The organism is Paraburkholderia sp. BL18I3N2, assembly GCF_003001875.1.
Taxonomy (GTDB): Bacteria; Pseudomonadota; Gammaproteobacteria; order Burkholderiales; family Burkholderiaceae; genus Paraburkholderia; species Paraburkholderia phytofirmans.
Map to the genome: position 1 here is coordinate 1,938 of NZ_PVNC01000031.1, position 13,819 is coordinate 15,756.

General features: G+C 60.9%; 15 protein-coding genes and 1 pseudogene. 4 read left to right on the top strand and 12 right to left on the bottom strand.

From position 1 onward, the window contains the following. Positions 1-486 (top strand): annotated as a pseudogene (locus B0G75_RS41735) (SAM-dependent methyltransferase); the annotation flags it as partial. Between the two features lie 490 nt (positions 487-976). On the opposite strand, the gene B0G75_RS37370 reads toward B0G75_RS41735, so the two are convergent. Further along, the gene (locus tag B0G75_RS37370) at positions 977-2,377 is read right to left on the bottom strand and encodes an FAD-dependent oxidoreductase (protein ID WP_106314681.1); all 1,401 of its coding nucleotides are present in this window, start codon (positions 2,375-2,377) and stop codon (positions 977-979) included. A 120-nt stretch (positions 2,378-2,497) separates the two neighbouring features. Further along, positions 2,498-3,037, bottom strand: coding sequence for a carboxymuconolactone decarboxylase family protein (locus tag B0G75_RS37375; RefSeq protein ID WP_106314682.1), 540 nt, complete (start codon positions 3,035-3,037; stop codon positions 2,498-2,500). A gap of 110 nt (positions 3,038-3,147) precedes the next feature. On the opposite strand from B0G75_RS37375, the gene B0G75_RS37380 reads away from it, so the two are divergent. Continuing rightward, positions 3,148-4,131 (top strand): AraC family transcriptional regulator, encoded by a 984-nt coding sequence (locus tag B0G75_RS37380; protein ID WP_106314683.1) that lies wholly within the window; start codon positions 3,148-3,150, stop codon positions 4,129-4,131. Positions 4,132-4,191: 60 nt separating this feature from the next. Here the strand turns inward: B0G75_RS37380 and B0G75_RS37385 are convergent, their stop codons facing one another. Beyond that, positions 4,192-5,307: an NADH:flavin oxidoreductase gene (locus B0G75_RS37385; protein WP_106314684.1), complete on the bottom strand. Its 1,116-nt coding sequence runs from the start codon at positions 5,305-5,307 to the stop codon at positions 4,192-4,194. 105 nt (positions 5,308-5,412) lie between these two features. Here B0G75_RS37385 and B0G75_RS37390 point away from each other — a divergent pair, with 105 nt between their 5' ends. Both B0G75_RS37390 and B0G75_RS37395 read left to right on the top strand, forming a co-directional pair. Next, positions 5,413-6,306, top strand: a complete 894-nt coding sequence (locus B0G75_RS37390; RefSeq protein ID WP_106314685.1) for a LysR family transcriptional regulator — start codon at positions 5,413-5,415, stop codon at positions 6,304-6,306. A 13-nt stretch (positions 6,307-6,319) separates the two neighbouring features. Further along, positions 6,320-6,637, top strand: a complete 318-nt coding sequence (locus tag B0G75_RS37395; RefSeq protein ID WP_106314686.1) for an SDR family oxidoreductase — start codon at positions 6,320-6,322, stop codon at positions 6,635-6,637. A 103-nt stretch (positions 6,638-6,740) separates the two neighbouring features. On the opposite strand, the gene B0G75_RS37400 is transcribed toward B0G75_RS37395, so the two are convergent. From B0G75_RS37400 to B0G75_RS37440, 9 genes are all read right to left on the bottom strand, one after another. Next, positions 6,741-7,895: a sensor histidine kinase gene (locus B0G75_RS37400; RefSeq protein ID WP_106314720.1), complete on the bottom strand. Its 1,155-nt coding sequence runs from the start codon at positions 7,893-7,895 to the stop codon at positions 6,741-6,743. Between the two features lie 745 nt (positions 7,896-8,640). Next, on the bottom strand, positions 8,641-8,913 hold the full coding sequence (locus tag B0G75_RS37405; RefSeq protein WP_106307971.1) for a hypothetical protein: 273 nt from the start codon (positions 8,911-8,913) through the stop codon (positions 8,641-8,643). Positions 8,914-9,319: 406 nt separating this feature from the next. Then, positions 9,320-9,790, bottom strand: a complete 471-nt coding sequence (locus B0G75_RS37410; protein WP_106314721.1) for a DUF3788 domain-containing protein — start codon at positions 9,788-9,790, stop codon at positions 9,320-9,322. A gap of 77 nt (positions 9,791-9,867) precedes the next feature. Then, positions 9,868-10,374, bottom strand: a complete 507-nt coding sequence (locus B0G75_RS37415) for a YkgB family protein (protein WP_106314687.1) — start codon at positions 10,372-10,374, stop codon at positions 9,868-9,870. 170 nt (positions 10,375-10,544) lie between these two features. Further along, entirely contained in the window at positions 10,545-10,994 is a 450-nt protein-coding gene (locus B0G75_RS37420; protein WP_106314688.1) for an N-acetyltransferase, read from the bottom strand. 74 nt (positions 10,995-11,068) lie between these two features. Next, positions 11,069-11,539: a pyridoxamine 5'-phosphate oxidase family protein gene (locus B0G75_RS37425; protein ID WP_106314689.1), complete on the bottom strand. Its 471-nt coding sequence runs from the start codon at positions 11,537-11,539 to the stop codon at positions 11,069-11,071. A 70-nt stretch (positions 11,540-11,609) separates the two neighbouring features. After that, the gene (locus B0G75_RS37430; protein ID WP_106314690.1) at positions 11,610-12,305 is read right to left on the bottom strand and encodes a glutathione S-transferase N-terminal domain-containing protein; all 696 of its coding nucleotides are present in this window, start codon (positions 12,303-12,305) and stop codon (positions 11,610-11,612) included. A 95-nt stretch (positions 12,306-12,400) separates the two neighbouring features. Further along, the gene (locus tag B0G75_RS37435) at positions 12,401-12,946 is read right to left on the bottom strand and encodes a carboxymuconolactone decarboxylase family protein (RefSeq protein ID WP_106314691.1); all 546 of its coding nucleotides are present in this window, start codon (positions 12,944-12,946) and stop codon (positions 12,401-12,403) included. 185 nt (positions 12,947-13,131) lie between these two features. Continuing rightward, on the bottom strand, positions 13,132-13,749 hold the full coding sequence (locus tag B0G75_RS37440; protein WP_219908323.1) for a nitroreductase family protein: 618 nt from the start codon (positions 13,747-13,749) through the stop codon (positions 13,132-13,134). Positions 13,750-13,819: the final 70 nt, after the last annotated feature.

A 13,819-nucleotide genomic window follows, 5' to 3' on the forward strand; every position in this document is an offset into this window, starting at 1 on the left:
GACGATCCGACAGCGGCGTTCGCCCATATGCGACGCGCGCTGCGGCCGGGAGGGCGGGTCGCTTTCGTCTGCTGGCGCGGCGCGGCCGAAAACGATTGGGTGCGCCTGCCGATGGGCGCGCTCAAGGGCATCCTCCCGCCGAGCGCGCTGCCCGATCCCGAAGCGCCAGGCCCATTTTCGTTCGGCGACCGGGGGCGGGTGTCGCACATCCTGACGGCAGCCGGCTTCACAGACATCGCTATCGCGCCCTTCGATGCTTCCGTCCCGTTCGGCGAGGGCGGGACGCGGGAGGCGGCGATCGACGACGCGGTGAAGATGACGCTCGAGGTCGGCCCACTGTCGCGTGCGCTCGCTGATCAGCCCGACGACATCCGCGCCCGCGCCTCGGCCGCGGTTCGTGCCGCCTTCGCGGGCCTCCCCGGCGAGCGGTCGGTGATGATCGACGGCGCGGCGTGGATCGTCATGGCACGCAATCCGGCAAGCTGACAGGGATTAACAGGGGACACGCCCCCGCTCGGTGGAGCTGGGCGTCTTTGGCCGCTCAGATTGATGTCCCTTCTGGCCGATGAACGAGCGCTCGCCTTCCGACAATCAGATGGCCGGTTGCGAAGCAGAGCCGACGCCTGAGCGGCCTGCCGGCGGCGCATGTGACCGGCAGCTCGTGGCCGGTTCGGTGCGTCGATCGTCGGCCGAGGTTCGGCCATCATGAGTCATCGGATAGATTAAAAGTGCGGTCACCCGAATGGCTCAATGCCGAACGAACGCGCTCTCTTCGGCGTCGGTCTCCCATCCACGGCAAGAAGGCGAAATTTTGCCGCCTGATCCGTGGTGCGGCACAAGGCGGTCCACGAAAGCTCGACCCGCGTCGAGATGCTTCGCGTCGACGTCGTTCACAAACCGCGCCAGTATGTCTGGTCAGCGGTGACGGGCATTCCACACCGCTGCGCCTTCTTCTAAACCTGATCACTTACCTTCCTCACTCTCCAGCTCGGGCGGGCACTCTCGACAGAAGTGGTCCAAGGCCTTCGGCGACGGTCAGATGAGAGATCACGGCATCGCGGAGTTTCTGGTAGGGGAGCTCTGCAATCATCGCCGTCTGTATCGCCGCCATCACTTCTCCAGCTTCCGAGCCGATCATCGTGAAGCCTCGGATGCGATCGTCGTTTGCGCTGACGAGCACCTTCATGAAACCCTGTGTCTCGTCGGTCGCCTCGGTCCGCAGCACGTTTTTCATTGGCAGTGTTGCGACACGAACGGCAACGCTTTGACGTTGCGCCTCGCTTTCGCTGAGTCCAATGCGCGCGAGCGGTGGATCCGTGAACAGCGTGTACGGAATCAGACGATCGCCAGTGCTGCGAGTGCCGCCCGCCAGGTTGGCTCGCACGATTCTGAAGTCATCGACCGATACATGCGTGAATTGCGGACTGCCCGCGACCTCGCCAATTGCCCAGACGTCGGGCGCCGAGGTCTGTAGCCGGTCGTTCACGCGAATGTATCCGCGCTCGTCCAGCTGGACGCCTGCGTGCTCCAACCCAATATCGGCTGTGTTGGGAACGCGGCCGGCGGCGACCAGAATGTCGCTTCCATCCAGTGTCCGGTTGCCCGAAGGTGTGCGCAGGATCACGCGCACGTGCGTTCCCGAGCTTCCCTCGACGCTGACCGTCCGTGCGTCCAGCACGACATCGATCTCTTCGGCGCGTAGAATGCGCAGCATTTCCGCGCCGACGTCCGCATCTTCGCGGGCCATCAGCCGCGGGCCGCGCTCGACGATCGTCACGCGACTGCCGAAGCGCCGATAAGCCTGCGCCATCTCCACGCCGATATAGCCTCCGCCCAGTACGATCAGATGCGACGGCGCACGGTCGAGATCCAGCGCGCCAATATGCGTCAGCGGCGCGGCCGCGCGCAGTCCGGGCACATCGGGAATCGCGGCGTGCGTCCCCACGTTCACTACGACCTGGCTTCCGCTGAGCGTGCGCGTGCCGCCATCGTTCAGTTGCACCTCGATGGTCTTCGGCCCGACAAACCGCCCAACGCCCATGACCAGCTCAGCGCCGCTCGACTCGTACGCCTGCACATGAAATGCGGCTTCGCGCTCGACCATGCCGCGCTTGCGCTCGAGAACCTTTGCCATGTCGATGGTGACAGGTCCCGTCACCACTCCGAAATTGGCGGCATGCCGCGTCAGATGCGCCACGCGCGCACTCCAGATTTCGTTCTTGCTCGGCAGGCAAGCGACCGCCGGGCACGATCCGCCTACCCACTGCCGCTCGACCACGGCCACGCGTTGCCCTGACCGGCCCAAGTGCCAGGCCAACAGCTTGCCGCCCTGACCACTACCGAGAATCAATGTATCGAACTGTTCGATCTGAGACATGACTTTCTCCAATCCAGCTAAGGGTGAGTGCGCGACGACCGCGATAGGTCCGTCGGCGCAACAGGTTTGCGGAGCGGGCGGCACGTCATCGCGCCGCCTATCTGCACTGGAACGCCGGCGTCACTTGACTGGCGGGAAATCGACGTCAGTGTCGTTGATGCGGTTGAAGGTGTTGGTGAAAATCGTCATGGCGATCGCCAGCGAGATTTCGGCGAGTTGCGTATCGCTGTAATCTGCTGCGCGAATCGCTGCGAGTTCGCTTTCGCCGATCGTGCCGCGTGTGGTCTGCAGGTGCAGCACGAAACGGATCAGGGCGTCGCGCCGGGCATCTCCGGTCGCCTGCCCGGCGCGAATATGTTTGAGCGCATCGGGCGACAGGCCGGTCATCTTGCCCAGCATCACGTGTGCGGCGACGCAGTAGTCGCAACCCGTCTGTTCGCTCACGAGCAACTTTATGGTTTCAAGATCCTGCTTGCTCAGACTGCTCGACGCCAGTGCACCTTCCGCGTCTAGCGCGGCGTTCAATGTGGCGGGCGCCAGATGACCGAGCGCCGCGAACAGATTCGGCACACTGCCGCCGGCGATTTTGCGAACGCGTCCGTAGACTTCGGCGGTGGCGCCCGTTGCGTTCTGGACAGCGGGGATAGCGATGCGACTCATGATGGACCTCGTCAGTGGTGGCTAGGAGACTCCACTTTAGGTTGCCCGAATGAGCTTGTTGAGTCCTCGAATTCGCAATATGATGCTCGAAAGTTTCATCTGAGATCACGATGTCACTCTCTCAAGATTGGCTGAGCCGTTTGCTCGGCATGATGACCGTGCGCGGTCAACTCGAGTTGCGTTGCTCGTACGGCGCGCCCTGGGAAGTTATCTATAGCGATTCGGACCCCGGCGAGATGCCGTATCACATCGTGCTCAGCGGGTCGGCCGTTCTTGAGACACCGGGAGCCGGCAAGCCGCAGTACCTTGGTGCGGGTGACATCGTGATGCTGGCGCACGGCTCCGCCCACACGCTCCACGACGGTAGCGGCGCGCGGCCTAAGCGGGCACACGAACGTGCCGCCCTGAACCTGACCATTAGCGAAAACAGGGGCGCCGGTCCTCGTCTCGATATGCTCTGCGGGCGAATCGTTCTGGCGCCGCCACACGACCAGTTCATCCGTGCGTATCTGCCGGCGCGACTTGTCACACGTACGGCGGCGGTGAACGGTAACGACAGCGAGAAAATGCGCGGCGCGGCCCAGGAGCAGCTAAACGGTCTCGTGGCGCTCATGCGAACAGAGGCCAGCGCAGACAATCTGGGCGGATACGCGATGATGAACACGCTGTCTGCAGCGTTGTTCGCACTGACAATGCGAGTGGCGAGCGAGTCCGACGACGCACCCGTCGGGCTGCTCGCGCTCGCAGGCAATCCGCGCCTCTCCCCCGCGCTCACGGCGATCTTCAGCGACCCGGCACGGGCATGGACGCTGCCTGAGTTGGCGAACCTCTGCAGCATGTCGCGCGCAACATTGATTCGTCACTTTCACGACAAGCTCGGCCGTTCGCCCAATGACTTCCTCACCGATATCCGGATGGCGCTGGCTGCCAACGAACTGAAAAGACCAGGCATTTCGACCGAGGTTGTGGCCGAGACAGTCGGCTATCAATCCGTGGCCGCATTCAGGCGCGCCTTCACTCAACGCTTTGGCATGACGCCGGCGGATTGGCGTCGCTCCCAGCAGAAGAAACAACAAGCGGAACTCGCAGCCTGAAGGCTGAAGAGTTCCGCAGGACGGTTGCGCTGCGGGCTGCCGCGCAACCGGATGTTACGTTCAGGCCGCTACCTGCATCGCGAGTTCTTCGGGCTTGATGCTGGCGATCGGTTGAAGGATCGAACTATCGAATGTCCGTGGCTCGCGCTGGTTTTCGAGCAGTTTGGGCAGGTCGGGATTAGCGAGCGCGCCGCGGCCGACCGTCACCAGGTCTGCCCCAGCGGCCAGTGCGTTTTCAATTCGCGCCGCTGTGTGCAAGCTACCGTTTGCGGTGATTGTGACGTTGGGCGCATAGCGGCGTGCCAGCGTCACGAGGCTGTCGTGCGTGCCATCGAAGGCTGGCTGCCATGCCTCGAACTGCGTCACGTGGAGGAAGTCGATGCCCGCATCTGCAAGTGCGCCGAAAATCACTTCTGCATCCGCCTCGCCCCCCGACCACTTCGAACCAAAGTCGTTGACCTTGCCTTGTGAAATCCTGATGCCCACGGGCACAGCATTTCCAATGTCGAGCCTGACTGCATTCACGACATCGACGAGCAGTTGCACCCGAGCCTTCGTGTCGCCGCCCCAACGGTCAGTCCGACGATTGGTGCCCGCCGTCAAGAACTGATCGAGGAGATACCCATTGGCGCCGTGAATTTCCACGCCTTTGAACCCTGCGATATCCACGGCACGTCGTGCCGCGTCGACGAAACCCTGAATAGCCTCATCGATCTCAGCGTCGGTCATCTGCTTAGGCTCAGCATAGAGTCCCTCGCCTAAGTAGAATTTCATCTGTTCACCCTTGGGGCGAACGGCCGACGGCCCCACCGTGTGGCTTCGATAAACGTTGCCTTGGCTCAACGCCCCAGCATGCATGAGTTGCGCGAACACAGGGGTTCCCTGCTCCTGCATCTCTCGATTGAACGTCGACCATGCCTTCGCCTGTTCGTCGTCGGCCAGACCCGGCTGAAACCGGTATCCTTGCGAGAACGCCTTGTCGGTGTAAATGCCTTCAGTCGTTACCAGCCCGAAGCCACCTTTCGCGAAGCGCTTGTAGTAGTCGAACATGGTTTGGGTCGGCTGCCCGTATTCCGTGGCCGTGATACGCGTCATCGGCGCGACGGCGATGCGGTTGCGTACTGCGATGCCGTTGCGGTTATACGGGGAAAGGATGGGAGAGGTTGCGTCGTTCATTTCGCGGCTCGTCTCGTGAAGAAGGTGACTCCATAGTAGGCGTCGGGGGCAGCGGGAAACAGAGGCCGGACCGTGAAGCCGCCCTAACACTTTTGGATATAAACGATGTTCCTCCCAGACGTTCAGACATTTCTGGCCGTGGCGTCAGCGGGAAGCCTGTCAGCGGCGGCGCGTCAGCTGAACGTGGTGCCTATGCAGGTATCGCGGCGCATCGCCGCGCTCGAAGAAGACCTTGGCGTGCGCCTCTTTCATCGGACCACTCGTTCCCTGACCCTGACAGCAGAAGGTGAGGCTTTTGTCCCGTATGCCAAGGCGATGGTAGATGCGGAAGCGGGCGCGCGAGCTGAACTGAGTCCGTCACCGGGCACTGCGTCCGGCGTGCTGCGCATGACCGCACCGAGTGGTTTCGGACAATCCGTCGTATTGCCGATGCTGCCCGGCTTGCTGGAACGCAACCCCGACCTTCGTATCGACCTCGATCTGTCAGATCGCCAGGTCGATATAGTTGGGCAGGGGCTGGATCTCGCGTTGCGCATTGCACCGCTGGAAGATTCAGAACTGGTGGCCAGAAAGATTGCTTCGAACCCACGTCTTATTTGCGCTTCACCCGAGTATGTCAAGCGGTACGGGCAACCTGACACGGTCGCAGACCTCGACCAACATCGTTGCATCAGACTCGATGCTGTCGGGCGGTGGCCGCTCATCGTCGACGGCAAGTTGATACGCAAGCGCATTGAAGGCTACGTCACTACAACCAGCGTTGAGGCGGCGCGTACGGCCGCCGTGCAGGGACTGGGACTTGCGATGCTGACCAACTGGGACGTATTCAGGCAGTTAGCTGACAACTCGCTTGTCAAAGTGCGCCTGCAAGATGCCTCCATGGAGGACCTGTCGGTGTGGGCCGTCATCCCGAGCCGGCGGTATGTGCCGAACCGCGTGAATGTGTTCCTCGCTGCGCTTCAGAAGGAACTCTCAGACCTGACAGAAAGGCGCGGCTAGGTGTGCCGCGAGCGTGCTACGGAGTCTCGGTCCCTCAAAACTCCAGAGCGAACGGGCCACGGTCGTCGTCACCGGCACGAATGCGGAACGCCTGGCCAACGCCGCCAGCGCTCTCGGTGCCGGCGCTGTCACCCTGTCGGTCGATTTGCGCGACCCCGCCCAGATTGACAAGGCAATCGCCGATATCGTCGAAACGTTTGGACGCATCGACGTGATCTTTGCGAATGCAGGTGCGGGAACGGCGGCACCGCTCGAAGCAGTCACTGCTGAACAGATCAGCGAGCAGTTTGCACTCAACTTCAACGGTGTGTTGCTTTTATCCCGAGGTTAAAGTGGCCTTTACGGGAGCGAATCGCACCAGCATCCGCAGGAGCGCATTGGAGCGACTCGTCTGCGCCGCTGATTGGTAGGAGGCGGCCCGGCAGCTGACGGAACTAGCGCTCACGCGGCCGACCTTCACCCACGTCCGGAGCGCGACGAGGTAGCCGAACGGTGAATACGGTTTCAGATTCGTTAGAGTGCGCGTCTACTTCGCCGCCGTGAGCACGGGCAATTTCTCTTGCAATGTAGAGTCCCAGACCAAGGCCGTCATGGGAGCCCGCCCGCGTTTCTGCATCAGGACCCCGCTCGAGAGGCTCAAACACGCGGCGCAGAACGGACGGCGGTATTGCCGGTCCGCAGTTCGTCACCACGATCGATATCTCGCGGTCCTCTCCGATGACAGCCACTTTGACGGCCGCCGCTGGCTCCCCATACCTGATTGCATTTCCCACCAGATTGCCCACCATCTGCTGGATTCGCCGGCCGTCGCACACGGCGCCCGTGTCGCCTTTGACATCGAGCTCGACCCTCTGCGTTCCGTGCGCAACGCGTAGCTGGTCCAGTTCGTCGCCGACCAGGGCCGCCACATCGACGGGCGCTGGCACCACCCGGATTCCGAGCCCAAGTTTCGTCCGGCTGAAGTCCACCATGTCATCGAGCAGCGCCTGCATCCGCGCGCCGCTCCTGATCAACCTGGCCACGGCGACCGAAATGTCCTCACCGTCGTTAAGTTTTGCAAGATGGTGGGCGGTCATCTGGATCGTTTGAAGCGGACTGCGCATATCATGCCCGAGCATGCCGAGAAGCAGGTTGCGTGACCGGTCCACCTGGCTGCTGAAGTAGCTTACCGATTCGGTCAGCGCCTGATCGATCGCTTCGTTAAAACGGATTACATCGTCAAGTTCCAGCGGTTGCGCCCCGCCCTTATCCTGCCACAGCCGCAGCACGACCGCGCGCAATGCGCGGTATTCCGCGCACAGCTGGTTGATATCGAAGCCGCGCCGCGCGCGCAGCACCGCATGGGTCTGTGCAGCCGTTTCTGGCGCGTTCTCCAGTACAGGCGCGAGACCTCTCGATTTGTCGAGCTGCGCCTGCCGCGTTTGCGGCGTAGACAAGTCCCTTGCAATCGCCTCCAGAATCGGCCTGGCATGGTCGCGCAGTTCGAGAGACGACATACCCTGCGCCGCAGGTAGCAACGTGGCGGCGAAGGTTTCCCATTCAACAAGAATGGCTTCCATTTCGTCCAGGATAAAGTGCGACAGTCGCATGGCTTTCCCGAGAGTGAGGGGGTCGCGGCGCGTCGGCCGCGAGGCCCAGCTTTTGTGACGATCGAACATCGCGCCCGGCGTACAGCCTTGTCAATAAGACAGCCGGGCTTATTTAGTGCTGTCGACGTGGATCCATCATCGCACCATCGGGCTCCAAGGCGTTACTAATTCTGATCAAATGAATGAGGTTAAACCCGACACGCCGCCGATTTCGCTTCTGACTGGCTCCGGCTAAGGTCTGAATCCACCCTGGACTAACCACTTTCGCCCTCTCCGCCGGAGGGCATTGTCCCTGGGAAAGTGGAGAGCAAACTTTTGACTAGAATCGGAGGAAAGCAATGGCTTTCCGCAGCTAGCAGAGGAGTTCAGCGCGAGCCTCATTATCAAGCTTCTCAGGAAGTGACATATTGAGGAACGCTCTCGGATCTGTAACCTACCGTCATTGGGCCATGGCCCGTCAGTGCGGCGACAACCGACCGCCACATTGATGGGCTCCGCCGGGTGCAGGTTGCCGGATAGTCGGGTCTCGCCGCTCAGTCTGCGCAGCGCTCGTCTATATCGGATACGCATGAAACGTACGGGACCACGGCAGTGAACCGTCCTTCGCGACCGCGCGCGCGAACGTACGCCAGTCGGGGGCGTCACTCGTGCTAACCGTCGCGCCGCCACGCCCCCGGCCAAGGCGATCATACCGAGGCCGGTTTTCGCGTCCTGAGCACGGCGCACCGCGGTGTGAGCCGGAACTCTACTGCGCCGCGGTCAGTTTCAGGCCTGGCCTCAATGCCGGCGACGGTTCCTGCAAGCCTTTGCGCTCATCGGAGACCTGCTCGATACCTTTACTGGCCACCTCCTCCAGAAAGGTCAGCCGAGCCCGATAGTAATCCACGCGTAACTGCGCATCGAGCACATGCTGCTCCGCCTGGAACAGTTCCATACGCAGGTCATTCAGTGCACGTTCCGCCTGTTTCTCGGGAGTGGGGGCGTGATGTGAAGCCCAGTTTGCCAGCCATCGCAGCATAGTGAAGCCCTCCTGTCGTCGGGTATCCGGCCACGACAAAGGCTATCAAAGTCTGGAACGGCTGTCTGTCAAAAACCGTTAGCGCATCGCGTGTTGCATAAACGGCACACGGACGTCTGGGTGCGACGTGGGTGTGATAGCAGCTGCCGGCATCCGTAACGGCCGCGAGGGCGCGACGACGTCGGTGTAAGCGGATGTCCGATTGACTTCGGAAGCAACCATCGAGGTCGCGCTAGCTTGACCGTCCGTTTCGGGTCGGGTCGGCGCCCTTTTGCATGACCGCTGCGTCGAGGAGATCGCCCCGCTCGGTCGCCGGGCGCCCTCGTTCAATGGCCAGTCTCCGACGAGCAAGTTGCGGATGGCTCCGCCTCAACCGGGCCACTTTCAGTCATGCGCGAGGACAGCGTCAAGGGCGGCTGTCAGATTCGCATGAAAGCGTAGGCCGCTTCATACGCATAAGCTCTGTCACCTCATGCCGATCATCCGCGGATGAAATCGGAACAGTCAACCATTTTCCGTCAGGGTAGGCTCGGGCTTCATCGTAGAGCTTGACCAACTGTGGGCTCCAGAAATAACGCCGTGCCTCGAACTGCTCTCGTTCAGCTCGTCCCAAGACCACCAGAACCGACAACAGCCTGTATCCCGGCAACAGCGTGCACAAGGCCTTGGTCTTCCTGTAGCGCAGTGCCCAACCGCGTTTCTTGCCGCCATATAGCCAGTCCGGCGCGAATACACCGGGATAGGAGGCCTCGATCCAGTTCCGCAGTTCGACCCAATGCTCGAACGCGTCGGGCCCCATCCAGTCTCGGATAGTGCACTCGTCGGGCAGTGAAGATTTGTCGGCGATTCTGTCGCCGATCCCGGTGGACTGTTTCACGTTGCTTTCCTCTTCATCTTCATGGGTGGAATGCTTCTCGTGGAGTCGGCATTCGCGGTATCGAAAGTTCATCCAGTTCACGGCTTCCGAGCGTTGGCCCACGAGGCCTGGATGGACGCCACAAGGAGAGAAAGCGATGCAGCCAGTAGAACGACGTCTTTAAGAAGGAACTGGCCAGGCAAGGCTGAAATCGCCGGAAACCCACCCGCTGTGGCTTCTGCCACCCCTGGCGTGCTCAGGAAGAAGGTCAGCGTGATGAAATAGGTCGCAGCCGACATCGCTGCGCCCAATGCCGAGAAAATGGGCAGGAAGGCTCCGATAATCAGAGCTGCTGCAGTTGACAGTTCGAGTACGCCTACAACGTAGCTTGCCCCCTGAACTCCGAATAGGGAGTGCAACCAGCTCATGATCGGGCTGTTGATGATGAACGGAGCGATGCCGTTGGCTTCGTAGGCGGTGAATTTCATTGCCCCGAACCAAAGAAAGACGATAACAAGCGCCCATCTGAGCAGAGCCAGACTAGAGAGCGAGCCTGCGCTTTTTTCGGCGATTTGAAGACGGAGCTGATCTGCGCGAATAGTCATTTCGGGTTTCCAATTCAGGTTGTTGGCCGGTGATTAGGAGCCTCCACTTCAGGCTTGCCCTATACCGGTTTCGAGACTGCACTTGCTCAATACAATGATCAAAGGGATCAAAAGGACGCGGGGCTGCCATGCGTCGCAGGAGTCCTGAGGACATCTCCGCACGAGAATCTTCAAATGAGCAGTCTCCGGTACTGGACAAAACCTGAGCGATCGCCGACGCTGTCGTAAAGCCGCATACCGGTAGAGTTGGTTTGGTGTGTCAGCCAGTGCACGCGCGCCGCCCCGCGATGTTTCGCCTGCGCATACACATGCTCGATCAGCGCGCGGCCGATGCCGCCGCCGCGCGCATCGGCCGCCACAAACAGGTCCTGGAGGTAGCAATAGTCGGCTGTTGTCCAGGTGGATCGATGATAGACAGAATGCACCAACCCGAAGGCGTGTTCGCCCATCATGGCAAGCGCCGCATGCATCGGCTCATTTGGGTCGAGGAAGCGCGCCCATGTCTCGAGCGTCACCGACTCGGCAATATCCACTTCGTAGAATCGCTGATAGCCTTTCCACAGAGGAAACCAATTGTCAAAGTCGTCCTTTTCAATGGCTTTGATCTCAACCGGTAGCATAAATTTCTCCTGGAATCCTGATCGGCGCGCATCGTCGGGACCGGCCTCGCGAGCCCCTTGTACGTACCCCGCGCCTATTCGCCAGTGGGCTTCACACCGTACTTTTGATAGTAACTGTCCCTGATTTCGTCCTGACTTCGAGCAGGCTCGGCGAATACATGCGCTGGCGACAACAGCGGAGTGATCGAAACGGTTTCGATCCTGACGACGTGATCGACGGGGTACTCCCGGCCGTTCGTCGCGCGGACCCAGAGCGCGATCATCGAGTACTCGTCATCGCCTGACGGCAGGATCGACGCATGGCCTTTGAATCGATAGCCGCGCCTCTGGAAGATGTCGATTACGTTGATCTCGACGGCGGGATTGCGTTTCAGGTTTTGTATCGTCGCGGGCGAGGCGATATCGGCGAAGTAGAGAACGCCGTTCCTGACCGTCAAGGACGCCTTCGGCGAAAGATTCGGCGTTCCGTCCTCGTTGACTGTCGCGACGAATGACAATATCGCTCGCTTGATGATCGTCTCGACGTCGGCGTTAATTTCGATCACGGATATCCTCGCTTGAAAAGAGTTCGAGAGCTTTATGCGTCGCTTTGCAGAACTTCCCGGCAGCCTTGCTTCACGCCGCAGTCACTGCCAACCCACGCTGCACCGCCGGGCGCGCGAGACCACGCTCGAACCAGCGCTGGACATGCGAGAAGCGGTCGAAGCCGACGAGTTCACGCGCTTCATAAAAGCCGACCAGATTGCGCACCCAGCCAAGCAGTGAAATATCGGCGATGCTGTAGTCAGCGCCCATCACCCAGTCCCAGCCCGCGAGCCGTTGGTCGAGGACACCCAGCAGCCGCGCTGATTCGGCGACGTAGCAGTCGCGCGGGCGCTTGTCCTCATAGGCCTTGCCGGCGAACTTGTTGAAGAAGCCAACCTGGCCGAACATCGGCCCGACACCACCCATCTGCCACATCAGCCACTGGATCGTTTCGTAGCGAGTGACGAGATCGGTGGAGAGGAGTTGCCCGGTCTTCTCGGCGAGATAGATCAGGATTGCTCCCGATTCGAACAACGCGAGCGGTCGTCCGCCCGGACCGTCGGGATCGAAGATCGCCGGAATCTTGCCATTCGGATTGAGCGCAAGAAAAGCCGGATCATGGTGCTCGTTTGCCATGATGTCGATGCGGTGCGCCTCATACGCGAGACCCGTTTCCTCCAGCATGATGCCGACCTTGACGCCATTGGGCGTCGGTAACGAAAAGAGCTGGAGCCGATCAGGGTGCCGCGCCGGCCAGCGCGTGAAAATCGGATGTTCGAGCGTCATGCTTTTTCTCCTGGGTAAGTCAGCGGGGCCGAGCCGGGGCATGACCGGCTCTTCCGCCTCGCTTCCCAATCCCCTCACGGACGAGGGAATAGCGTTCAGATCGAGCCGGCCGGCGTAACCGGGGGAAAGTCCTTCTCGGGATCGAACACGTTATTGAAAAAGTTTGTCAGCGAGTACATGGCCACCAGCGCGACGATCTCCATCACGTTTGCATCCGTGTAGCCGGCATCGCGAACGGTCTTCAGATCGGCGTCGCTGACTTGCCCGCGGGCCTCGATGACCTTGCGCGCGAACTGGACGGCGGCGTCGCGCTTCGGGTCGGCGGCATGTCCTTTGCGAGCGAGAATGATTTCATCGGCTGGCAGCTTCGCCATATGCTCGGCGGTAAAGCTATGCACCGTCAGGCAGTAGTTGCAGCCGTTCACTTCGGAGACAGCCAGACCGATGCTGTCACGCGTCTTCACATCAAGTGCTTTGCTCAGCGAACCGAGCAGCGTGGCCCATGCGTTGAACGCGATCGGGCTTTGCGCGAAACTCGCCATCATATTTGGGGTGAAGCCGATATTTTTGGTGAAAGCATCGAGCGTCGGCTTCGAATCCGCCGGTACCTGTTCCGTCGTTAAAATAGTAGTCCTTGCCATAATAGTCATCCTTGATTACTGGTTTTACATATTGAGAACGGTCATTGGGAGACCATCCGTTGGTTTGCTTCGCGCCCAGGTTTGGGTCGAAGCGGGTTTGCCCTTTAAGCAGCAGGCACCTTGTGCTTGTCTTTCACTTGAAGCGGCTTGGTCTTTCCGGTGTGGCCGCTGTCGCGTCGACGCGCCTATACCAGCTGCAGCACCTCGGTCACGGGACGGCGCGGCTTCTGCGCCCAGTTTCCGGCTCGCTCCGCTCCTACGGACAACAGCAGGACCGGTACTTCGTCCCCGGCCAGTCCGAACTCACGGTGCACGGCTTCGTCATCGAAACCGATCATCGGCGTAGACCCCAGGCCCAGCGAGCGGGCCGCATAGATCATCGCCGCCGCGCCGAAAGTGGCAGTGCGTACGGCCTCGTCGCGGCGGCGCTGCGGGTACGCCATATACAGATTGCGTGCCGGGATTTCCCACTCCGGCACCATGGTTGCAGGCATGACGCCCGCTTCCACCAGCGGTGCGAGACGCTCCGGTATCACACTCGTTTCGACAAGCTGGCCGCAGACGATGAAAGTGACCGCTGCATCTTTGACCGCCGGCTGGTTCCACGCAATCGGACTTAGTCGTGCCTTGGCTTCGGGCGTGCGTACAGCGATAAAGCGCCAGTTCTGCAAGTGGAACGATGTCGGCGCACTCGTGCCGATCCGTACCAGCTCGCGGATCTGCTCGTCGCTCAAGGTCGCGGCTGGGTCGTAGTACTTGGCCGCGCTGCGGTTCAGAATGCATTCGATGACGGGGTTAGTCATGGCAATTTCGCTTTTCATAAGGAATCCTCTGTGTAGATGAGTAGGTGCAGGTGTACGTGTGCTTTCACCC